Origin of the sequence: Bradyrhizobium cosmicum (assembly GCF_032290525.1) — a bacterium.
Lineage (GTDB): Bacteria > Pseudomonadota > Alphaproteobacteria > Rhizobiales > Xanthobacteraceae > Bradyrhizobium > Bradyrhizobium cosmicum_A.
The window spans coordinates 47051-67025 of record NZ_JASXTA010000009.1 but is presented as its reverse complement, the minus strand read 5'-3'; the positions used below and the strand labels follow the sequence as shown (position 1 = coordinate 67025).

General features: G+C 63.7%; 22 protein-coding genes. 10 read left to right on the top strand and 12 right to left on the bottom strand.

The features are described from left to right. Positions 1–9: 9 nt before the first annotated feature. The 4 genes from hisA to hisB all read right to left on the bottom strand — a co-directional run bounded on the left by hisA (position 10) and on the right by hisB (position 2576). A complete protein-coding gene (gene hisA / locus QSV46_RS17880) occupies positions 10–753 on the bottom strand; it encodes a 1-(5-phosphoribosyl)-5-[(5-phosphoribosylamino)methylideneamino]imidazole-4-carboxamide isomerase (RefSeq protein WP_314953671.1) in 744 nt (247 codons plus the stop codon). Then, positions 741–1391: an imidazole glycerol phosphate synthase subunit HisH gene (gene hisH / locus QSV46_RS17875; RefSeq protein WP_314953669.1), complete on the bottom strand. Its 651-nt coding sequence runs from the start codon at positions 1389–1391 to the stop codon at positions 741–743. The genes hisA and hisH overlap by 13 nt, the downstream gene beginning before the upstream one ends. Then, on the bottom strand, positions 1388–1918 hold the full coding sequence (locus tag QSV46_RS17870) for a DUF2628 domain-containing protein (protein WP_314953666.1): 531 nt from the start codon (positions 1916–1918) through the stop codon (positions 1388–1390). Before QSV46_RS17870 ends, hisH begins: the two co-directional genes overlap by 4 nt. Positions 1919–1982: 64 nt before the next feature. Then, positions 1983–2576: an imidazoleglycerol-phosphate dehydratase HisB gene (hisB, locus tag QSV46_RS17865; protein ID WP_314954433.1), complete on the bottom strand. Its 594-nt coding sequence runs from the start codon at positions 2574–2576 to the stop codon at positions 1983–1985. 239 nt (positions 2577–2815) lie between these two features. Between hisB and hslV the strand changes: the two genes are divergently transcribed. From hslV to QSV46_RS17840, 5 genes are all read left to right on the top strand, one after another. Further along, entirely contained in the window at positions 2816–3376 is a 561-nt protein-coding gene (gene hslV, locus QSV46_RS17860) for an ATP-dependent protease subunit HslV (RefSeq protein ID WP_314953664.1), read from the top strand. Between the two features lie 3 nt (positions 3377–3379). Continuing rightward, positions 3380–3865 (top strand): GNAT family N-acetyltransferase, encoded by a 486-nt coding sequence (locus tag QSV46_RS17855; RefSeq protein WP_314953661.1) that lies wholly within the window; start codon positions 3380–3382, stop codon positions 3863–3865. Continuing rightward, complete coding sequence (locus tag QSV46_RS17850) at positions 3862–4479, top strand: DUF2585 domain-containing protein (RefSeq protein ID WP_314953659.1); 618 nt, start codon at positions 3862–3864, stop codon at positions 4477–4479. Before QSV46_RS17855 ends, QSV46_RS17850 begins: the two co-directional genes overlap by 4 nt. Before the next feature lie 49 nt (positions 4480–4528). After that, entirely contained in the window at positions 4529–5833 is a 1305-nt protein-coding gene (gene hslU / locus QSV46_RS17845) for an ATP-dependent protease ATPase subunit HslU (RefSeq protein ID WP_314953656.1), read from the top strand. Positions 5834–6030: 197 nt separating this feature from the next. Next, on the top strand, positions 6031–7155 hold the full coding sequence (locus QSV46_RS17840; protein WP_314953654.1) for a hypothetical protein: 1125 nt from the start codon (positions 6031–6033) through the stop codon (positions 7153–7155). Here the strand turns inward: QSV46_RS17840 and QSV46_RS17835 are convergent. From QSV46_RS17835 to QSV46_RS17825, 3 genes are read right to left on the bottom strand one after another with little or no spacing between them, the layout of a single operon-like run. Continuing rightward, positions 7152–7742: a Smr/MutS family protein gene (locus QSV46_RS17835; protein ID WP_314953651.1), complete on the bottom strand. Its 591-nt coding sequence runs from the start codon at positions 7740–7742 to the stop codon at positions 7152–7154. The genes QSV46_RS17840 and QSV46_RS17835 overlap by 4 nt on opposite strands. After that, a complete protein-coding gene (locus tag QSV46_RS17830) occupies positions 7739–9292 on the bottom strand; it encodes a murein transglycosylase A (protein ID WP_314953646.1) in 1554 nt (517 codons plus the stop codon). Before QSV46_RS17830 ends, QSV46_RS17835 begins: the two co-directional genes overlap by 4 nt. Then, entirely contained in the window at positions 9270–9977 is a 708-nt protein-coding gene (locus QSV46_RS17825) for a Tim44/TimA family putative adaptor protein (protein WP_314953643.1), read from the bottom strand. Before QSV46_RS17825 ends, QSV46_RS17830 begins: the two co-directional genes overlap by 23 nt. 417 nt (positions 9978–10394) lie before the next feature. Here QSV46_RS17825 and secB point away from each other — a divergent pair, with 417 nt between their 5' ends. Beyond that, a complete protein-coding gene (gene secB, locus QSV46_RS17820) occupies positions 10395–10880 on the top strand; it encodes a protein-export chaperone SecB (protein ID WP_314953639.1) in 486 nt (161 codons plus the stop codon). Positions 10881–10889: 9 nt separating this feature from the next. On the opposite strand, the gene dnaQ is transcribed toward secB, so the two are convergent. Genes dnaQ through QSV46_RS17800 form a run of 4 tightly spaced genes read right to left on the bottom strand, consistent with a single transcriptional unit; the run spans position 10890 to position 13726 of the window. Continuing rightward, positions 10890–11606: a DNA polymerase III subunit epsilon gene (dnaQ, locus tag QSV46_RS17815; RefSeq protein WP_314953636.1), complete on the bottom strand. Its 717-nt coding sequence runs from the start codon at positions 11604–11606 to the stop codon at positions 10890–10892. Positions 11607–11634: 28 nt separating this feature from the next. Beyond that, a complete protein-coding gene (gene coaE / locus QSV46_RS17810; RefSeq protein WP_314953633.1) occupies positions 11635–12234 on the bottom strand; it encodes a dephospho-CoA kinase in 600 nt (199 codons plus the stop codon). Between the two features lie 23 nt (positions 12235–12257). Continuing rightward, on the bottom strand, positions 12258–12866 hold the full coding sequence (locus QSV46_RS17805; RefSeq protein WP_314953630.1) for a Maf family protein: 609 nt from the start codon (positions 12864–12866) through the stop codon (positions 12258–12260). A gap of 20 nt (positions 12867–12886) precedes the next feature. Further along, the gene (locus QSV46_RS17800; RefSeq protein ID WP_314953626.1) at positions 12887–13726 is read right to left on the bottom strand and encodes a pyruvate, water dikinase regulatory protein; all 840 of its coding nucleotides are present in this window, start codon (positions 13724–13726) and stop codon (positions 12887–12889) included. A gap of 455 nt (positions 13727–14181) precedes the next feature. On the opposite strand from QSV46_RS17800, the gene hemJ reads away from it, so the two are divergent. Both hemJ and rho read left to right on the top strand, forming a co-directional pair. Continuing rightward, on the top strand, positions 14182–14616 hold the full coding sequence (hemJ, locus tag QSV46_RS17795) for a protoporphyrinogen oxidase HemJ (RefSeq protein ID WP_314953622.1): 435 nt from the start codon (positions 14182–14184) through the stop codon (positions 14614–14616). A gap of 246 nt (positions 14617–14862) precedes the next feature. After that, positions 14863–16128 carry a transcription termination factor Rho gene (rho, locus tag QSV46_RS17790; protein ID WP_275198084.1) on the top strand — a complete coding sequence of 422 codons (1266 nt, stop codon included), beginning with the start codon at positions 14863–14865 and terminating at the stop codon, positions 16126–16128. Between the two features lie 143 nt (positions 16129–16271). On the opposite strand, the gene QSV46_RS17785 is transcribed toward rho, so the two are convergent. Beyond that, positions 16272–16439 carry a hypothetical protein gene (locus QSV46_RS17785; protein WP_314953615.1) on the bottom strand — a complete coding sequence of 56 codons (168 nt, stop codon included), beginning with the start codon at positions 16437–16439 and terminating at the stop codon, positions 16272–16274. Here QSV46_RS17785 and mnmE point away from each other — a divergent pair. Continuing rightward, positions 16438–17802, top strand: a complete 1365-nt coding sequence (mnmE, locus tag QSV46_RS17780; protein ID WP_314953612.1) for a tRNA uridine-5-carboxymethylaminomethyl(34) synthesis GTPase MnmE — start codon at positions 16438–16440, stop codon at positions 17800–17802. The two genes, QSV46_RS17785 and mnmE, sit on opposite strands and share 2 nt — an antisense overlap. 286 nt (positions 17803–18088) lie before the next feature. Next, entirely contained in the window at positions 18089–19969 is a 1881-nt protein-coding gene (gene mnmG, locus QSV46_RS17775; RefSeq protein ID WP_314953609.1) for a tRNA uridine-5-carboxymethylaminomethyl(34) synthesis enzyme MnmG, read from the top strand. The last annotated feature ends 6 nt before the right edge of the window (positions 19970–19975 follow it).

The window sequence follows — 19975 nt, the reverse complement described above, 5'->3', positions numbered from 1 at the left end:
TGACGTCTCCTAGGCGCGCGCGTTGCGGATCAGGGTGAGGGCGGCAGTGGGATCAAGCCGACCGTCATAGAGCGCCCGGCCCGCGATCGCGCCGGCGAGCTTTTTCGCGCGCGGCGTCAGCATCGCCTTGACGTCCTCGATCGAGGCGAGGCCGCCGGAGGCGATCACGGGGATCGAGATCGCGTCGGCCAACGCGATGGTCGCATCGAGGTTGAGGCCCTTGAGCAGACCGTCGCGCGCGATGTCGGTGAAGATGATGGCGGCAACGCCGGCATCCTCGAAGCGTTGCGCGATCTCCAGCGCCGTCACCTGCGAGGTCTCGGCCCAGCCTTCGACCGCGACCTTGCCGTCACGGGCATCGAGGCCGACCGCAACGCGGCCGGGAAACTTTTTCGCGGCTGCCTTCACCAGTTCAGGATCGCGCACCGCGGCGGTGCCGATGATGACGCGGGTGATGCCCTTGTCGAACCAGGCTTCGACGGTCGCGAGATCGCGAATGCCGCCGCCGAGCTGCACCGGAATCCGGATCGTCTTCAGCATCGCCTCGACAGCCTGCGCATTCACCGGCTTGCCTGCGAAGGCCCCGTCGAGATCGACGACGTGGAGATACGCAAAACCCTGCGCGACAAAGCTCTGCGCCTGCGCCGCGGGATCGAGGTTGAACACGGTCGCGCGCGCCATGTCGCCTTGCTCGAGGCGCACGCATTGGCCGTTCTTGAGATCGATCGCGGGAAAGAGGATCACGGTTTCCATCGCAAAAAGTTCGAGATCAGGGCTAGCCCAAAGCGCTGGCTCTTCTCGGGGTGAAACTGCGTGCCGATGGCGGTGTCCTTGCCGACGATTGCGGTGACCGGCCCGCCATAATCGGCGCGCGCGAGCACGTCCGCCTCGTTGGCGGCGTTGAGGTGGTAGGAGTGCACGAAATAGGCGTGCTGGCCCTTCGGCCCGAGCGGCAGCTTGTCCAGTACCGGATGCTCCCGCAGCACATCGAGCGTATTCCAGCCCATGTGCGGGATCTTGAGGCTCTCGTCGCGCGGCGCGATCTTTTCGACGTCGCCGCCGATCCAGTTCAGGCCCTGCGTGATGACGTGCTCCTTGCCGCGGGTGGCGAACAGCTGCATGCCGACGCAGATACCGAACATCGGCCGCGCCTTGACGCGCACGGCTTCGGTGATCGCCTCGACCATGCCGTTGACGGCATCGAGCCCGCGCCGGCAATCGGCGAAGGCGCCGACGCCCGGCAGAACCAGGCGGTCCGCACTGTAGGCCTGGTCCGGATCGCTGGTGACGAAGACCTTTTGCGGATTCTCCATGCTGCGCGCGGCGCGCTCGAAGGCCTTGGCGGCGGAATGCAGATTCCCGGAACCGTAATCGATGATGGCGACGCTCATCTTGACCCTCCCGGTTCTGGAAATAATCCAATGATGCCGCCCGCCGGAATCGGCGGCGGGTTCGAGAATTGCTGACCCGGCGTGGTGCGGGTCGGCGGCGGGCCGCCGCGATCGACGGCCCATTGATCGTTGACGATGCCGCGCTGCTTCTGGCTCCAGCGCTCGAAGAAGCGGCGTTCTGCTGTGTCTTCATCATCCGCAACGACCACATCGAGCTGACGCCAACTGCCGCGTGAAAGAGTCCAGCGGCGCAGGCTCGAGGCCTCAAATCCCGTCAGCAGCGCGACGATGAGATCGGCGAAGAAGATCGAGCCACGCCCGATGCCGAGGCTGGACAGCCCCGCATTGAAAGCGGCGAAGAAGATCACCCAGCCGATCAACGCCAGCCACAGCCGATGCCACAACAGCCAGAGCGGGCCGAAGACCATCGCCCAGAAATGGAAGCCGTCGCGCACGAACACGAACTTGTCGGTCGCGCGCAGATCGGCTCCGGCAGGGGAGGGAGCATGAACCGTATAGACAGGCATGGTGATGCCTCGTTCTCAAGAATTCAGTGATACCGCAAGCGGCGCGTGCCGCTGGCCCGAGACGTCAGCCGCCGAGCGAGCCCTTGGTGGACGGGATTTCGCCCGCAGCCTTCGGATCGATCGCGATCGCGGTGCGCAGCGCCCGCGCCAGACCCTTGAAGCAGGATTCGGCGATATGGTGGCTGTTATCGCCATATAGGGTCTCGACGTGGAGAGTCACGCCGGCGTTGATGGCGAAGGCCTGGAACCACTCGCGCACCAGCTCGGTGTCGAACTCACCGATCTTGTCGCGGGGGAAGTCGGCCTTGAACACCAGAAACGGACGGCCCGAGATGTCGATCACCACGCGCGACAGCGTCTCGTCCATGGGCATGTGCACGCCGGCATAGCGGGTGATGCCCGCCATGTTGCCGAGCGCCTGCCTGACGGCCTGGCCGAGCGCGATGCCGGTGTCTTCGGTGGTATGGTGATGATCAATGTGCAGATCGCCCACCGCCTTGACCGTGAGGTCGATGCGGGAATGGCGGGCGAGGAGATCGAGCATATGGTCGAAAAAGCCGATGCCGGTCGCGATATTGGACACGCCGGTGCCATCGAGGTTCACGGTGACCTCGATGTCGGTTTCCTTGGTCTTGCGCTTGATCGACGCGGTGCGCATTGAAAGCTTTCGCATTTGGTTGGGCATGATCGTCTCGGAAAACCGGTGCCCACTTTTCCGGATCATGCCCGTTTGGCCCGAAAACGCCGGTCTTTTAACAGCCAAATGACGCCTTCGCTACTGCGGGAACGCCCTGCAGGGCAGCACTTGGGCCTATGGTGAGCAAAATTTGGGGCCGGAGCGGCCCGTTGTGCCCAGAGCCCCGACCGCCTAGATCAGTCAGGACAACGAGGTATTCCATGCAGGACTCCCCAAACAGCTCGCCGGTCTGGCACGGCACTACGATTTTGACGGTCCGCAAGGCCGGCAAGGTGGTGGTCGGCGGCGACGGCCAGGTCTCGATCGGCCAGACCGTAATCAAGTCCAACGCCAGGAAGGTTCGAAAGCTCGGCAAGGGCGACGTCATCGGCGGCTTTGCCGGCGCCACAGCCGACGCCTTCACCCTATTCGAGCGCCTGGAGGCCAAGCTCGAGCAATATCCGGGGCAGTTGACCCGGGCCGCGGTCGAGCTGGCCAAGGACTGGCGCACCGACCGTTATTTGCGGCGGCTGGAGGCCATGATGATCGTGGCCGACAAGGACGTCTCCCTGGTGCTGACCGGCACCGGCGACGTGCTGGAGCCCGAGGCCGGGGTCATGGCGATCGGCTCCGGCGGCAATTACGCGCTGGCGGCCGCCCGCGCCCTGCTCGACACCGACAAGGACGCCGAAACCATCGTCCGCCGCTCGCTCGACATCGCCGCCGACATCTGCGTCTACACCAACCGCAACGTCACCATCGAAGCCCTGTCGGCCGGCTAGGCCATGGCTCTCGCCTACACCTTCCGCCCGATGACCGCGGCCGATTTGCCGTTGATCCGGCGCTGGCTGGGCGAGGCGCATGTGCGGGAATGGTGGGGCGATCCGGACGAGCAATTTTCGCTGGTGAGCGGCGATCTCGATGAGCCGGCAATGGACCAGTTCATCGTGTTGGCGGGGATGCGCCCGTTCGGCTATCTTCAGTGCTACAGCCTGACAGCCTGGAATGCAGGTTTCGGCCCGCAACCGGAGGGCACGCGTGGGATCGACCAGTTCATCGGCGAAAACGACATGATCGGGCATGGCCACGGTTCGTCGTTGATTCGCCAGTTCGCCGGCGAGCAACTGCGGCAGGGTCTGCCGCGCATTGTCACCGATCCTGATCCGCGCAATGCACGCGCCATCCGCGCCTATGAGAAGGCTGGATTTGTCCGCGACCGCATCGTCGAGACGCCGGACGGGCCGGCGCTGTTGATGGTGCACGAACCATGACTCTAACAAGCACGCTCGAAAGCAAGGTCACGGTACCGCCGCTCGCATGGGCCGGCATCGCGCTGTTGTTGCTGGCCCTGCAGGCCTCGATCCTGTTCGCCATGGGGCGGGTGCCGATCTGCACCTGCGGCTACGTCAAGCTCTGGCATGGCGTGGTGAACAGCTCGGAGAACTCGCAGCACATCGCCGACTGGTACAGTTTCTCGCACGTGCTGCACGGCTTCCTGTTCTATGGATTGACCTGGCTGCTGTTTGCGCGGCTGCCGTTCGTGCCTTTGTCGTGGCCGGCGCGCTTGATCACCGCCATGCTGATCGAAGGCGCCTGGGAGATCGTCGAGAACTCACCGTTCATCATCGAGCGCTACCGCGCCGGCACGATCTCGCTGGACTATTTCGGCGACAGCATCGTCAATTCGATCTCCGACACGCTGTTCATGGTGCTCGGGTTCCTCGCCGCACGCACGCTGCCTGTAACGGTGACGGTCCTGCTCGGGCTCGCCTTCGAAATCATGCTGGCGCTCCATATTCGCGACAATCTGACGCTCAATATCCTGATGCTGATCCATCCGCTCGACGCCGTGAAACAATGGCAATCCGGACCGCCCATCATCTGACCCAAAATGCGGCTTGTCCTCGGCCCCCTCCCGCCCTAGCTAAACAGACATGACAGACTTCTCCCCCCGCGAAATCGTTTCCGAACTCGACCGGTTCATCGTCGGCCAGGCCGACGCCAAGCGCGCCGTGTCGATCGCGCTGCGCAACCGCTGGCGCCGGCAGCAGCTCGAAGGCTCGTTGCGCGAAGAGGTGCTGCCGAAGAACATCCTGATGATCGGGCCGACCGGCGTCGGCAAAACTGAAATCGCGCGACGACTGGCCAAACTCGCCAATGCGCCGTTCCTGAAGGTTGAGGCCACGAAATTCACCGAGGTCGGCTATGTCGGCCGCGACGTCGAGCAGATCGTGCGCGATCTCGTCGAGGTCGCGATCGCCCAGGTGCGCGAGCGCAAGCGCAAGGACGTGCAGGCGCGCGCGCAGCTCGCGGCCGAGGAGCGCGTGCTCGATGCGCTGGTCGGCGCCAATGCCAGCTCCGCGACGCGGGAATCCTTCCGCAAGAAGCTGCGCGCCGGCGAATTGAACGACAAGGAGATCGAGATCGAGACGCAGGGCGGCGGCAGCGGCATGCCGATGTTCGAGATCCCGGGCATGCCGGGCGCGCAGATGGGCGCGATCTCGATCGGCGACATTTTTGGCAAGCTGGGCGGCCGCAGCAAGACGCGACGGCTGACGGTGGGGAGCTCGCACGAGATCCTCGTCAACGAGGAGTCCGACAAGCTGCTGGATACCGAGCAGTTGACGCTGGAGGCGATCAGCGCGGTCGAGAACAACGGCATCGTATTCCTCGACGAGATCGACAAGATCTGCGCGCGCGACGGCCGAGTCGGCGGCGACGTCTCGCGCGAGGGCGTGCAGCGCGATCTGCTGCCGCTGATCGAGGGCACCACGGTCTCGACCAAGCACGGCGCGGTGAAGACCGACCACGTCCTGTTCATTGCCTCCGGCGCCTTCCATGTCGCAAAGCCGTCGGACCTGTTGCCGGAATTGCAGGGCCGCCTGCCGATCCGCGTCGAATTGCAGGCGCTGACCCGCGACGACATGCGCCGCATCCTGACCGAGCCCGAAGCCTCGCTGATCAAGCAATATGTCGCCCTGATGCAGACCGAGGGGGTCACGCTCGACATCACCGACAGCGCCATCGATGCGTTGGCCGACGTCGCGGTTGCCGTCAATTCCACCGTCGAGAACATCGGCGCGCGGCGGCTGCAGACCGTGATGGAGCGGGTGCTGGACGAGATCTCCTTCACCGCCCCCGACCGCAGCGGCGAGACCGTCAGGGTCGATGCCGACTTCGTGCAGAAGCACGTCGGCGACCTCGCCAAGAACGCGGATCTGAGCCGGTTTATTTTGTAATTGGGCCGTGGTCGGCTATCTTTCCCGCTGTCGTCCCCGCGAAACGGGGACCCATAACCACCAGCGGTCCTTGTTGAAACAGATGGCGGCTCCGACCCCGGCTCACACGACCTCCTGCGGTTATGGGTCCCGGATCTGCACTCGCTTTGCTCGCTTGTCCGGGACGACAGCGGAATCTTGTGCGCGGCAGGTGCTCGGTGCCCGCTAGCATCCTGCAAAACCCCTGGCGTCTCCTGCTCGCGATCAACGCGGCGGTCATCCTCGGCGTCTTCGTCCACAAGATCCAGCTGCCGCCTTTCGTTCCCTATATCCACCTCCTGGTCGACTACCATTTCGGCTTCATCAAGCGCGCGCTGATCGGGGCGGTCGTCGCGCTGGTCACGGACAAGGTGCCGGTATGGCTGGTGTTCGCGCTCGGCGGCGCGACCTGGCTGGTGACGCTCGGCCTCTATGCAAGACTGTTCCAAAAGACGTTTGGCTTCACCGCGAAGACGCTGCCGCTGTTCGTCTTCATCGCGGGCTCGCCGTTCTTCCTCAAGAATTTCATGCACACGCTCGGCCATTTCGACATCTATGGCTGCGCGCTGGCGATCATCCTGCTGCTGATGCCGACGGCCTCGCTGCTGTTCGTGGCCTTGGCCGCGCTATTCGCGATCATTCTCGTGCTGATCCACCATATTCATCTGCTGATGTACGTGCCGACGATCATCACCATCGTCGTGATCCGGCACTATCTCGCGGATGGCATCAGTCGGGCGAAGGTCGCGTTCGGCCTCATAGCACTGCTCTGCGTGAGCGCGCTGTTCTTCGCCGCTCAGTTCTTGGGAGCGATGCCGATCCCCGAAGCGGATTTCGTTGCCTACCTGAAGACCCGGATGGCCGATCCGTCGCGGACCGACCTGCTTCAATTCGCCTACATCTGGTACCAGCCGCTGGCGAAGGAGATTTCGGACACCTGGGGGCGCCTGCCGCACAACATCCTCGGCGTGCCTGTATTTGCGCTGCTGATCTGGCTGCACACGCCGCTCTGGCGCTATTTTGCGAGCCTGATCGGCGCGCTCGCGAGCGATCTGCACCGCCGCCTCGTCGTCGCGGCGCTGATCGGTATCAGCCTCGCCTATCTCGTGATGTTCGCAATGGTGTTCGACTATTCACGCTGGATCTCGAACTGGGCGGTGTGCATGTTCCTGATCCTGCATGCGGTGAAGATGCTGCCCGCCAAGAATGAATCGCCGCTGATCCCGGCGGAGGATCGAAGCACCAACGTCTTCGGCTTGGTCCTCACGCTGATCCCGCGCGTCGGAATCGTGCGGCCCTTCTAATATCTCGCCCGGCGAATGCGCACATAAAGCGCGCCCTCGCCGCCATGGCCGATGCCTGCCTCCTCAAACCCGACGACGAAGGCGCGGAATTCCGGCAGGCTCAGCCATTCCGGCACCTGGCGGCGGAGCACGCCGCTTTCGCTGCCGCTGCGGCCCTTGCCGGTGATGACGAGCACGAAGGTCAGGCCGTCATGATGGGCGCGGTTCAGGAAGCCGGTCAGCGCGCGATGGGCGCGCATCTGCGTCATGCCGTGCAGATCGAGCCGCGCCTCGATCTCGCTGCGGCCGCGCGACAGTTTTGTTCGTTCGCGCTTGCCGAGCGGCGCGAGCGGCGGCATGGCCGGCTTCGCGGCACGTGGTGCCGGCGCAGCGGCAATCGGACGTGGCGGTGGCGCAGGTCTCGTGGCCGGCATTGCGGGTGAAGGCTCGGCACCAGCCGCGGCCAGCGCCTTCGCGACGCGATGCTTCCGCAGCGGCTTGACCTGCTTTGCGACCGTGTCCCACAGCTCGCGCTCCTCCGCGCTCAGCGCGCGGCGGCGCGGCGAGGGACGAGGCTCCAGCACGGGCGGACGGGACGATCGCTTCATTGCTGTCGATGGGGACGATTTTTCACCGGCCGTCGCGGCTCGGAAACGGGGTCGATCACGGGACGCGGCACCGGCAGCGGGACCGGATTGGCGACAGCGACCGTCTCACCTTTACCTTGCGCCACCGCTGCGGCCGGAGCCGCCGGCTTGGACTGATCGGTCTGCGGAAACAGTTTTGCGATCTTCTCCGAGGGCCGCGGGTCAGGCACCGGGAGCTTCGCGGCGAGCACACTGGGATCGAGGCCCTTCGGCACCAGCATGACGAAATGCATGGGATGCCGCAGCCGCCCCGAGACGCGGCCGGCATCTGCGCCGGCACCGAAATAGAGGTCGGCGCGCGCGGGGCCAATGATGGCCGAGCCGGTGTCCTGCGCGATCATCAGGCGATGGAACGGCGTCTTGGCGCGCTCGGACTCGATCGGCAGCTCGCCCTCGATGAAGAACGGCGTGCCGTAGACATGCAGCGCCTTGTCGACCGCGATCGAGCGGCCGGCGGTCAGCGGAATGCCTTGCGCGCCGACCGCTTCTTCCTTGTCGGACAAATTGACCTCGCGGAAGAAGATGTAGGAGCGGTTCTGGCGGCGCAGCTCCCTGGCGCCATCAGGGGTCTGCGCCATCCATTCTCTGATCTTCTGCATCGACATCTCTTCCTTCGGGATGATGCCGCGCTCGATCAGGATGCGTCCCACGGCCGTGTAGGGATAGCCGTTATAGGCGTCGTAGTTCAGCCGGACCGTGCCGCCGTCATCGAACTTGATCCGCGCCGAGCCCTGGATCTGCGCGAACAACAGATCGGTCGGGTCCTTCAGCCAGGCGATCTCCAGCCCGCGGCCGGCGATTTTGCCGTCCTCGATCTCGCCGCGATCGTAATAGGGCACGAGCTTGCGGCGGCCGATCTTGCGGTAGACCGGGCCCTTGTTGGGCAGGCTGACCGAATCCTGCCTGTAGCCGCGCACGAACAGGTTGGAGGGCCGGCGATAAACCGGCACGTTAAAGACGTCGGTCTGCGTCCGCGATCCCTCCAGCACCGGCTCGTAATAGCCGGTGACGAAACCGTCGGGCTCGCCGAGGCGCGAGATCCGCAGCGGTGCGAAATTCTCCTCGAAGAAGATCTTGGCCTTGGCGTCGTCGGCGAGATCGAGCGACTTGGCGGCACGGCAGGGTTCGCTCAGCGAGGCGCCAAGTGCCTTTGATTCTGCTTTTGATTCCGCCTTCGGTTCGGCCGCGCCGGTCTGCGCACTGATGGTCCGGCAGCTCGCGCGAAAAGTCTTGTAGGCCGCGAGATGATTGTCATCGCTCCAGCCCTTCACCTCGGCCCACGCCAGAGGCAGATATTGCGCGCCGGGGATCTCGAACGGCAGCCGAAGCTGCGGATAGGGCAAGGCCCGCGGCGGAGCGGCAGGCAGTACCGGAGCGTGGTGGTGATGGCTGCGATAGTGGCGCCGCGCCGCCTCGGCGCCGAGCGAAAACGACGACAGCACGACGGCACCTGCGCAAAGCGCCGTCGCGCTGTTCTTCAAGAAGACCTTAATTCGCGCTTCCGGTGCCAACCAGCTTCCAGTTTGGATCGCGAGAGGTGATGTCGCGGGCGAAAGTCCAGATGTCGGTGATGTCGGCGACCGTGTCGGCGCTGCCGTCGACGATGTTGCCGGTCTTATCACGGGTGACCGAGATCATCTGCGAGACGAAACGCACGGTGAGCTGGGCAGTGCGGTCGCGCTGCTCGGCGCCGACGAGTTCCGCCTTGTCGATCGAGACGAAGCGCGTCTCGGTCTTCTGCTCGTTCTTCTCGCGCTCCTTGATGGCCGCATCGAAGCTGTCATAGACCTCCGACGACAACAGGTCACGCAACGCGCGGCGATCGCCATTGGCGAAGGCCAGCACGATCATTTCATAGGCGCCACGGGCACCCGAGATGAAATGCCGCGGGTCGAAGGTGGAATCCTTTTCGACGATGGCGTCGAGGCCCTGCGCCAGCGCGGTGCCCGGCTCGGTCAGGCCCTTCCAGCGGTCGGAGGGCGGGGTCGGTTCGGCGGTCGGCGCCAGCGGAGCCTGGTCGATTACCTTGCCCGGCATGGTCACGACGTTCTTGTCCTGGGCACCCCCCAGCGCATTGCGGGCGGCGGTGCGGTCGAACGGCGGCCGCTCGTTACCCGTCCGCTGCCCCAGCACGCTGCGCAGCCTCAGGAAGATAAAGACCGCCAGCGCCAGGAAGATGATGGTGTAGATGTCCACGTCGTATTCGCTTTCTGGTCTTCTCGATAAGGGGTCGTCTCGAAGGGGTCGCCGCCGGGAAAATCAATCCGGCCAGTAGACCGTTCCACACGGAAACGGCAAGTCTACATCACCATTTTAGGTCCGTGCGTCAGGTCCGTGGGATGTAGGCACGAATTCTTGCCCGGCCAATGGCGCCTTTTGGCACAGCGCCGAGTGTAGCGCGTTTTATGCTTAAGGGGAAACCCGATCCTGGCCGGAAATCGCGCATCTTCAATCGTTTAACGTACGATTGGGTCGGGAGGCCGGGTGAACGTCACAATTGTGGGGCGCGGCCTGGATCCCCCGTCAGGGACCGTTCGTCCTTGTGGAACGAGGCGGCCCTATGTTAGCCAACCGCCGCGAAATTCAGCCCCAATCGGGTAAGGAGAGACTTTTATGACCAACGGCAACGGCACCCCTCCCGAGGCGGCCCAGGCTCCCCAGCTCAACGTGCTGGCGCAATATACCAAGGACCTCTCGTTCGAAAATCCGAACGCGCCCAGCTCGCTCCAGCAGCAGGGCCAGCCGCCCCAGATCAACATCCAGATCAATGTCAGCGCCAACAATCTCAGCGACACCGAGTTCGAGGTGACGTTGTCGGTCGAGGGCAAGGCCGAGACCGCGGGCAAGATCATGTTCTCGTTCGAGCTCGCCTATGCCGGCGTGTTCCGCATCGCCAATGTGCCGAAGGAGAACCTGCATCCGCTGGTCATGATCGAATGCCCGCGCCTGCTGTTCCCGTTCGCTCGCGAGATCATTGCGACCGCGGTGCGCGACGGCGGGTTCCCGCCCCTGATGCTGGATCCGGTCGACTTCGTCGGTCTCTACCGTCAGAACGTGGAGCGACAAATGGCCGCCGGTGGTCAGGCAGGCCAGGCTTAACCAGCAGGCCTAACCAGCCGGAAGGGCGGCTGGAGCGGGCAGGAACTCGTTCCAGATCGCCTTGTCGCCAAGCGTTGCGACGAAGGCCCGATGGGCATCGCGCTCGGCATCGGTAATCCGCGGCGCAAGCGGCACCAGGCGCTGCCGCCGCTGCGCATCGCCAGCCGCATTGACCCGAATTTCCTCGGCTTCCGAAGCCAGCAGCAGCTGCGACTGCCGCGCTCCGACCAGATCGACATAGACCTCCGCAAGCAGCTCGGCATCGAGCAGCGCGCCGTGCTTGGTGCGGTGCGAATTGTCGATCGAATAGCGCGAGCAGAGATCGTCGAGCCGGTTCGACACGCCGGGATGCTTGCGCCGCGCCAGCAGCAGCGTATCGACCAGCCGCTCGCGCGGGATCGCCGCACGCTTGATCCTGTCGAGCTCGGCGTTGATGAAGCTGATGTCGAAGGAGGCGTTGTGGATTACGAGCGGCGCATCGCCGATGAATTCCAGGAACCCATCGGCAACCTCGTGGAACAGCGGCTTGGTTGACAAAAACTCGGCCGACAATCCGTGCACCGCAAAGGCTTCCGCCGGCATGTCCCGTTCGGGATTGATGTAGACGTGATACGTCTGCCCGGTCGGCATGCGGTTGAACATCTCGACGCAGCCGATTTCAACCAGGCGATCGCCGCGAAGCGGATCGAGGCCGGTGGTTTCAGTGTCGAGGACGATTTCGCGCATGGTCTGAGAAGCCGTGTGAGGCGGCGAATCAGGCTCGCCGCTGCGGCATCTTAACGACCTCGGCCAGGATGTGCGCGATCTGCGCGCGCACCGGTTCAAGTCCGTGTGAGGTATCCACCACGAAATCGGCCCGCTTGCGCTTCTCGGCGTCGGGCGTTTGCTTGGCGATGATCGCGTCGAGTTTTGCCTCGTCCATTGTGCCCCGCGCCAGCACCCGCTCGCGCTGGAGTTCCGGCGAAGTCGAAACCACGACCACCGCATCGACCCGCTTCTCGCCGCCGGTTTCGAACAGGAGTGGGATGTCCAGCACGACGACCGGCGCTTTTGCTGCCTCTGCGTCGGCAAAGAATTTCTGCCGGGAGGCGCCGAGCATGGGATGAACGATCTGCTCAAGCTGCTTGATCGCCGCGGGATCGTGCACGACGCGCCCCGACAGCTTTGGCCGATCGACCTTGCCGTTCACGGTGGTGCCGGGGAAGGCGGCTTCGATCGCCGGCGCGGCCTCGCCCTCATAGAGCTGATGGACGGCGGCATCGGCGTCGTAGACGGGAACGCCGGCCTCCGCGAACAATTTTGCGGTGGTGGATTTGCCCATCCCGATCGAGCCGGTCAGTCCCAGGATCCGCATCAGCGCCCAGCCATGTCTATCATCTACACCGCAATTAGTTGTTCGCGCCGCAGGAACGCAAGCAGCGGCAGCAGCGGCAGGCCGAGAATGGTGAAATGATCGCCCTCGATCCGCGCGAACAGGTGAATGCCGAGGCCTTCGAGCTGATAGGCGCCGACACTGGTGGTTACGGCATCGCCGGCCGCGTCGAGATAGGCTGAAAGCTCGGGCTCGGTCATCGGCCGCATCGTCATGCGGGCAATCGAAACATCCTCGAAGACAATCTTGCCGTCATGCGCAACGGCCACGGCGGAATTCAGCTCGTGACTGTTGCCGGCGAGATCGCGCAATTGCGCCAGCGCCTGGGCGCGGCCGGCCGGCTTGTTGAAGAGGCGGCTGCCAAGAGCCAGCGTCTGGTCCGCCCCGATGACGTAGCTTCCACCGTGATCTGCCGAAACTGCCTTGGCCTTTTCTCGCGCCAGCAGCAGGGCAATCTCGCGCGGATCCGAAAGCCCGCAGGCGGCCTGGATACCGCGCTCATCGATATCGGCGGTAACAGCCTTGAACTTGAGCCCTGCATTGGCCAGCAGCATCTTTCGCGCGCCGCTTTGCGAAGCCAGGATCAACGAAGATTTGCCGAGCCACAGACTCATCGCGAAAACTATTCCCAAGACTATTGAGAAGGCCGATTACGCTGACGGTCACTGTAGAGCTTCATGATCGCCGCCGCGGTTTCCTCGATCGAGCGACGCGTGACGTCGAGCAGCGGCCAGTCGTGCTTGGCACTGAGCTTGCGCGCAAACGCGACCTCCTCGGCGACGGACTGCTTGTCAGTATAGGTGTCGCCGCTGGAATCGGCGCCCATCGAGAGCAGCCGGTTCTGGCGTACCTGGATCAGCCGCTCCGGCGTCGCATGCAGGCTCACCACCAGCGGGCGCGTCAGCGTCTCCAATTGTGCCGGCACCGGAATGCCCGGGACCAGCGGCACGTTGGCGGTGCGGATACCGCGATTGGCGAGATAAATCGACGTCGGCGTCTTCGAAGTCCGGGATACGCCGACGAGAACGACGTCGGCATCCTCGAGACCTTCGACGTGCTGACCGTCGTCATGAATCATCGTGTAGTTCAGCGCGTCGATGCGCTTGAAATACTCCGCATTGAGAACGTGCTGGGCGCCGACGCGGCCCGTCGTCGCAGCACCCAGATACGCCTCGAACAGCTGCATCACCGGGCCGATGATCGACAGGCTCGGAACGTTGATCTCCTTGCATTTGTCCTCGAGCCTGGAGACCAGATCCTTCTCCAGCAGCGTGAACAGCACGATCCCCGGTGCCTCCTCGATCTCGTCGAGCACGCGATCGAGCTGCTTCTGGCTGCGCACCAGCGGATAGACATGCTCGACCGGGGTCACGTTGGCGTATTGGGCCGCAACCGCGCGCGCGACGGTAATCAGCGTCTCGCCGGTGGAGTCGGAGACCAGGTGCAGATGGAAATAATTGTTCGAGGTCGGCACAAAAACCCTTTGTATGGAGACGGTGTGGTTTGTGGATTTCTGTGGACCTTAACCCCTCGGAAAGGGTTGCGCGACACCGGGGGCGGGACAAGTGCCAATTTTGTTCACACCGCTGCCCGTTGGGACAAGTCTGGCGCCCTGCCGACGCGGAAATGGAATTGTGCGGACAACCCTCTTGATAAGCGACCGATCGAGGGGCGCAAGTCATTGACGCTGGCCGCCTTATCGCAAGTCGCCACAGCCGTCCGGGAAATGTTGATAGATGTGAACAAGCGCGCGTGAGCGTGCGGATGGAATTGTGTGAGTCCAATCCACGGTCACATAGACTCAAACCTTAAGAATCTAAGATTCTTAGAGGTAGGAGGAGCGCTGCGGATGGACATGTGTGCAGGTAAGACCTTAACGAGGTGTTACTATCCCCAGCCTCCTCCGAGCTGGGCACCGGAACGCTGAAAATGTCTGAAGACGTCTATCTCTGGATCAAGGCGCTGCATGTGATCGCGGTCATCTCCTGGATGGCCGGCATGCTCTATCTGCCGCGGCTGTTCGTTTATCATTCCGAGACCGAGATCGGCTCGAAGCAGTCCGAAACGTTCAAGGTGATGGAACGCCGGCTTCTCAAGGCGATCATCAACCCCGCCATGATCGTCACGTGGCTGGCCGGGCTTTATCTCGCCTGGGCCGGCCACTGGTTTTCGTTCGGCTGGTTGCACGTAAAACTGGCACTGGTCCTGGCAATGTCGGCGGTCCACGGCTTTTTTTCGCGCTGGTGCAAGGACTTCGCCGCCGACCGACGCCTGCGGAGCCAGAGATTCTATCGGATTATCAACGAAGTACCGACCGTCCTGATGATCCTCATCGTCGTCATGGTGATCGTGAAGCCGTTCTAGGCAAGGATCGTGAACGATCGCTCAGCGCTTCGGCTTGCGGAGTGGGAAGCGATTTTCTATATTGGCGATATCCCACCCAACGCAGGCGGATGTGGTTCTGTCCGAGCTTTCCAGAGCCGGACACCGCATCAGGTTTGAAGCCTCACCGGCACTCTCCTTGCCAGACCTGCGGACCTTACCTTCTCGCGTCCGCAGTTCAGAGCCTCCTCGCACCCCCTCCCTAGGTTACCCCACAGGACCACCCCAATGCGGGAAATCAAACTTCAGGACCTCAAGTCGAAAACGCCGGCCGAGCTCGTCTCGTTCGCGGAAGAGAATGGGGTCGAGAATGCCAGCACCATGCGCAAGCAGGAGCTGCTGTTCGCCATCCTCAAGCAGCTTGCGCTCGCCGAAACCGACATCGTCGGCGAAGGCGTCGTCGAGGTGCTCTCCGATGGTTTCGGCTTCCTCCGCTCGCCCGATGCGAATTATCTGCCGGGTCCGGACGACATCTACGTCTCGCCTTCGCAGATCCGCCGTTTCGGCCTGCGCACCGGCGACACCCTCGAAGGCCACATTCGCAGCCCGAAAGAGGGCGAGCGTTATTTCGCGCTGCTGAAGGTCAACACGCTCAATTTCGAGGACCCGGAAAAGGCCAAGCACAAGGTCAATTTCGACAATCTCACGCCGCTGTTTCCGAATCAGCGTTTCCGCATGGAAATCGACGATCCGACGCGAAAGGACTTGTCTGCAAGGGTGATCGACATCGTCGCACCGATCGGCAAGGGCCAGCGTGCGTTGATCGTTGCGCCGCCGCGCACCGGTAAAACGGTGCTGATGCAGAACATCGCGCACTCGATCGCGCACAATCATCCCGAATGCTATCTGATCGTGCTGCTGATCGACGAACGTCCGGAAGAAGTCACGGACATGCAGCGCTCCGTGAAGGGCGAGGTGGTGTCGTCGACGTTCGACGAGCCGGCAGTGCGCCACGTCCAGGTCGCCGAGATGGTGATCGAAAAGGCCAAGCGCCTGGTCGAGCATGGCCGCGATGTTGTGATCCTGCTCGATTCGATCACACGCCTCGGCCGCGCCTACAACACCGTGGTGCCGTCATCCGGCAAGGTGCTGACTGGCGGTGTCGACGCCAACGCGCTGCAGCGCCCGAAGCGGTTCTTCGGTGCCGCCCGAAACATCGAGGAGGGCGGCTCGCTGACCATCATCGCGACCGCACTGGTCGATACCGGCAGCCGCATGGACGAGGTCATCTTCGAAGAATTCAAGGGCACCGGTAACTCGGAACTGATCCTGGATCGCAAGGTCTCGGACAAGCGGACCTTCCCGGCGATCGACATCTCGCGCTCCGGCACCCGCAAGGAGGAGTTGATCACTGATCCGGTGGTCCTGAAGAAGATGTACGTGCTTCGCCGCATTCTGAACCCGATGGGTACGATGGACGGCATCGACTTCCTGCTCGACAAGCTGCGCTCGACCAAGAGCAATTCGGAGTTCTTCGACTCGATGAACACCTGAGTGCGGTGCAGCATGGAATTGGAGGGCGCCTTCGGGCGCCCTTTTTGTTTGATGCGGCTTTGCTGCAGCAATTGCAGCATAGGAGGCGGCCTCGGCCGGTTCAATTTGGTGTAATAAGTATTTGTTTTTGCTAAGATATATTTTTAGCCGGGATTTTCGATCTGATCCGGCAAAGCCGCCGCAAAAATGCCGTGCGTCTTGTTGCGTTGCAGCACAAATATTTGCTGCGGGAATATTCCGCAGCAAACGAGGTACTCCGGGGTCACCAAACGATATTTGCCTTTTAGCCGGCGGCCGGACAAATAGGCCATGCATCCGCGGGATCAAACCATCTTTGCGCTGTCGTCGGGCAGGCCTCCGAGCGCGATCGCCGTCGTGCGGGTCTCCGGCCCACAGGCCGGCGCCGCGCTGATGGCGCTGGCGGGGAAGCTGCCCGAACCCAGGCTGGCGAGCCGCCGGCAACTCAGCGACGCGGAGGGCGGACCGATCGACGACGCGGTCGTGCTGTGGTTTCCGGGACCGGCCAGCGCGACCGGCGAGGACGTCGCCGAATTCCATGTTCACGGCGGCCGCGCGGTGCTGGCGGCGCTCGTCGGCGCTATTTCTAATATTCCGAATATGCGGGCGGCCGAGCCCGGCGAGTTCACCCGTCGCGCCTTCGAGAACGGCAAGCTCGATCTCACCGAGGCGGAGGGCCTCGACGATCTCATTCACGCCGATACCGACCGCCAGCGTCGCCAGGCACTGCGTCAGTTGCAGGGCTTGCTCGGCAATCGCGCGCGCGGCTGGCGTGAGCGCATCATCGAGGCGTCGGCGCTGATCGAGGCGGGCATCGATTTCTCCGACGAGGGCGACGTGCCCGCCGAGTTGATGGCGCCGGCGGTGAAGGCGATCAAAGCCCTGCATGACGAAATCACAGAAGTCCTTGCGGCACAGGGACATTCTGAACGCCTGCGTGATGGCTTGGTGGTTGCGATCGCAGGTAAACCGAACGTCGGCAAGTCGACCTTGATCAATCAGCTCGCGCGCCGAGAGGTCGCGATCGTCTCGCCGTATGCCGGCACCACGCGCGACGTGATCGAGGTGCAGCTCGATCTCGACGGCTATCCCGTCACGGTGATCGACACCGCCGGCATTCGCGAGACCGACGATCCCGTCGAACAGGAAGGCGTGCGCCGCGCCCGGGCGCGGGCCGAAGACGCCGACCTCGTGCTTTGGCTGGTCGAGGGAAGCCGCACGGTCGATCCGGACGCCATGCGGTCGCTTCGGAAATCCGCGGATGGCAGCGACCGGTCCGGCGGCTCGGTCTGGATCGTGCGCAACAAGATCGATCTCGACGGGGCCGGGGGTGGGGAGGTCACGCGACACGGCGAGTTCGGCATCTCGGCGAGCCGGGGCGACGGCATTCCCGAGCTGGTCGAGGCCCTCGTAAAATTCGCGGCCGATTTCTTTGGAACGAGCGAGGGCGCGTTGGTGACTCGGGCGCGTCAGCGGGATCTGCTGCGCCGGGCATCGGAGAGTTTGGGCCGGAGCCTGGAGCTTGTGGAGGACGGCGAAGAGCTTGCCGCCGAAGAGCTGCGCGCTGCGGCCTACGCACTGGGCCGGCTGCTGGGCCGGGTGGATGTCGAAGACGTCCTAGGCGCGATCTTCCAGAAATTCTGTATTGGAAAGTGACGTTGATTCTCGATTGTGGAACTGGCGCTTTGCTCCACCCTTTGTGTTTCACGTGAAACAACTGCGGGGGCCTGTCTAGACCTGGCGCTCTGGCGCAAGGCCTCTCGCAGTGGTTGCTTGATTTTGTTTCACGTGAAACAGCAGACCGAACAGCGCCTTCTCTACTGTGCATGGGGTTGTTTTCGCCAAATGCAGCTAACCCGGGGCTGTCCTGTTTCACGTGAAACAACCGCCTCACCCCAGTTTTGACTTCCGGGTTCTCTGCCGCTGAGCTAGAAGTCCGCCCATGCGAACAGAGCGAGAGAGTTTCGACGTCATCGTGATTGGCGGCGGCCACGCCGGCTGTGAAGCCGCCGCTGCCGCCGCCCGGGTGGGCGCAACGACCGCTCTGGTGACGCATCGTTTCTCCACCGTCGGCGCGATGTCCTGCAACCCCGCTATTGGCGGTCTCGGCAAGGGCCATCTGGTACGCGAGGTCGATGCGCTCGATGGCCTGATGGGCCGTGTTGGCGACGCCGGCGGCATCCAGTTTCGCGTCCTCAATCGCCGCAAAGGTCCGGCTGTCCGCGGTCCCCGCGCCCAGGCCGATCGGAAGCTCTATGCCGCGGCGATGCAGGCGGCGATCCGGCAGACCGAGGGTCTTTCCGTCATCGAGGGCGAGGCTGACGCGTTGATCGTGGTCGAGGGCCGCGTGACCGGACTGCGCATGGCGGACGGCCGCGAGCTCCGGGCGGGGGCCGTTGTCGTGACCACCGGTACCTTTCTCCGCGGCCTGATCCATCTTGGTGAGAAGAACTGGCCTGCCGGACGGGTCGGCGAGGCGCCCGCGATCGGCCTTTCGGGCTCCTTTGAGCGCGCTGGCTTTACCCTGGGGCGACTCAAAACGGGGACTCCGCCGCGTCTGGACGGCGCCACGATCGACTGGTCCGCGGTCGAAATGCAGCCCGGAGACGAGCCGCCGGAGCCGTTCTCGGTCATGACCGAGCGGATCACGACACCGCAGATCCAGTGCGGGATCACGCGGACCACGTCCGCGACCCATGAGGTCATCCGGGCCAACGTGCACCGCTCCCCGATGTACTCCGGCCAGATCAAGAGCTCGGGACCGCGCTATTGTCCCTCGATCGAGGACAAGATCGTCCGCTTCGGCGACCGCGACGGCCACCAGATCTTCCTGGAGCCGGAAGGTCTCGACGATAGTACGGTCTATCCCAACGGCATTTCGACCTCACTTCCGGAGGAGGTCCAGCTCGCGATCCTCGCCACCATCCCGGGCCTTGAGCGGGTCAGGATGGTCCGTCCGGGCTATGCCATCGAGTACGACCATGTCGATCCCCGCGAGCTCGATCCGACCCTGCAGACCAAGCGTCTGCGCGGCCTGTTCCTGGCCGGACAGATCAACGGCACCACCGGGTACGAGGAAGCTGCCGGCCAGGGTATCGTGGCCGGCCTGAATGCGGCGCTAGCCGCCAGCGGCGCCGCGCTGATGGTGTTCGACCGTGCCGATGGCTATCTCGGCGTGATGATCGACGACCTCGTCACCGGCGGGATCAGCGAGCCCTATCGGATGTTCACCTCCAGGGCCGAGTACCGGCTGACCCTGCGCGCCGACAATGCCGACCAGCGCCTGACGGAAAAGGGGATTGCGCTCGGATGTGTGGGCGCCGCCCGGACGCACCATCACCGCACCAAGATGGACGCTCTCAACGCGGCCCGGACGCTGGCGAAGTCGCTGACCATCACTCCGAACGGAGCGATCAAGCACGGAGTGTCCCTCAACCGGGACGGTCAGCGCCGGTCGGCCTTCGAGCTGATGGCTTATCCGGATATCGGATGGAGCCAGGTCCGTGCAATCTGGCCGGAGCTGTCCGCCATCGATCCTGTTATCGCCACCCACCTCGAGATCGACGCCAAGTACGATGTCTATCTCGAGCGCCAGAGTGCCGATGTCGAAGCCTTCCGGCGGGATGAGGGAATGGTGCTGTCGGAGGTCGATTTCCAGCAGGTCCCCGGCCTCTCCAACGAGGTTCGGGCCAAGCTGGAGAAGGCGAGGCCGTTCACGGTCGGCCAAGCCGGCCGGATCGACGGCATGACGCCGGCGGCGCTGGGCATCTTGGCGGCCTATCTCCGCCGCGAGGCACGGAAGACCTCCAAAGCAATCGCATAGGCGTTT

Coding starts and splice junctions, on each gene's coding strand:
- hisA (WP_314953671.1), bottom strand. CDS start 753: ATGGAAACCGTGATCCTCTTTCCCGCGATCGATCTCAAGAACGGCCAA.
- hisH (WP_314953669.1), bottom strand. CDS start 1,391: ATGAGCGTCGCCATCATCGATTACGGTTCCGGGAATCTGCATTCCGCC.
- QSV46_RS17870 (WP_314953666.1), bottom strand. CDS start 1,918: ATGCCTGTCTATACGGTTCATGCTCCCTCCCCTGCCGGAGCCGATCTG.
- hisB (WP_314954433.1), bottom strand. CDS start 2,576: ATGCGCACCGCGTCGATCAAGCGCAAGACCAAGGAAACCGACATCGAG.
- hslV (WP_314953664.1), top strand. CDS start 2,816: ATGCAGGACTCCCCAAACAGCTCGCCGGTCTGGCACGGCACTACGATT.
- QSV46_RS17855 (WP_314953661.1), top strand. CDS start 3,380: ATGGCTCTCGCCTACACCTTCCGCCCGATGACCGCGGCCGATTTGCCG.
- QSV46_RS17850 (WP_314953659.1), top strand. CDS start 3,862: ATGACTCTAACAAGCACGCTCGAAAGCAAGGTCACGGTACCGCCGCTC.
- hslU (WP_314953656.1), top strand. CDS start 4,529: ATGACAGACTTCTCCCCCCGCGAAATCGTTTCCGAACTCGACCGGTTC.
- QSV46_RS17835 (WP_314953651.1), bottom strand. CDS start 7,742: ATGAAGCGATCGTCCCGTCCGCCCGTGCTGGAGCCTCGTCCCTCGCCG.
- secB (WP_314953639.1), top strand. CDS start 10,395: ATGACCAACGGCAACGGCACCCCTCCCGAGGCGGCCCAGGCTCCCCAG.
- dnaQ (WP_314953636.1), bottom strand. CDS start 11,606: ATGCGCGAAATCGTCCTCGACACTGAAACCACCGGCCTCGATCCGCTT.
- coaE (WP_314953633.1), bottom strand. CDS start 12,234: ATGCGGATCCTGGGACTGACCGGCTCGATCGGGATGGGCAAATCCACC.
- QSV46_RS17805 (WP_314953630.1), bottom strand. CDS start 12,866: ATGAGTCTGTGGCTCGGCAAATCTTCGTTGATCCTGGCTTCGCAAAGC.
- hemJ (WP_314953622.1), top strand. CDS start 14,182: ATGTCTGAAGACGTCTATCTCTGGATCAAGGCGCTGCATGTGATCGCG.
- rho (WP_275198084.1), top strand. CDS start 14,863: ATGCGGGAAATCAAACTTCAGGACCTCAAGTCGAAAACGCCGGCCGAG.
- mnmE (WP_314953612.1), top strand. CDS start 16,438: ATGCATCCGCGGGATCAAACCATCTTTGCGCTGTCGTCGGGCAGGCCT.
- QSV46_RS17785 (WP_314953615.1), bottom strand. CDS start 16,439: ATGGCCTATTTGTCCGGCCGCCGGCTAAAAGGCAAATATCGTTTGGTG.
- mnmG (WP_314953609.1), top strand. CDS start 18,089: ATGCGAACAGAGCGAGAGAGTTTCGACGTCATCGTGATTGGCGGCGGC.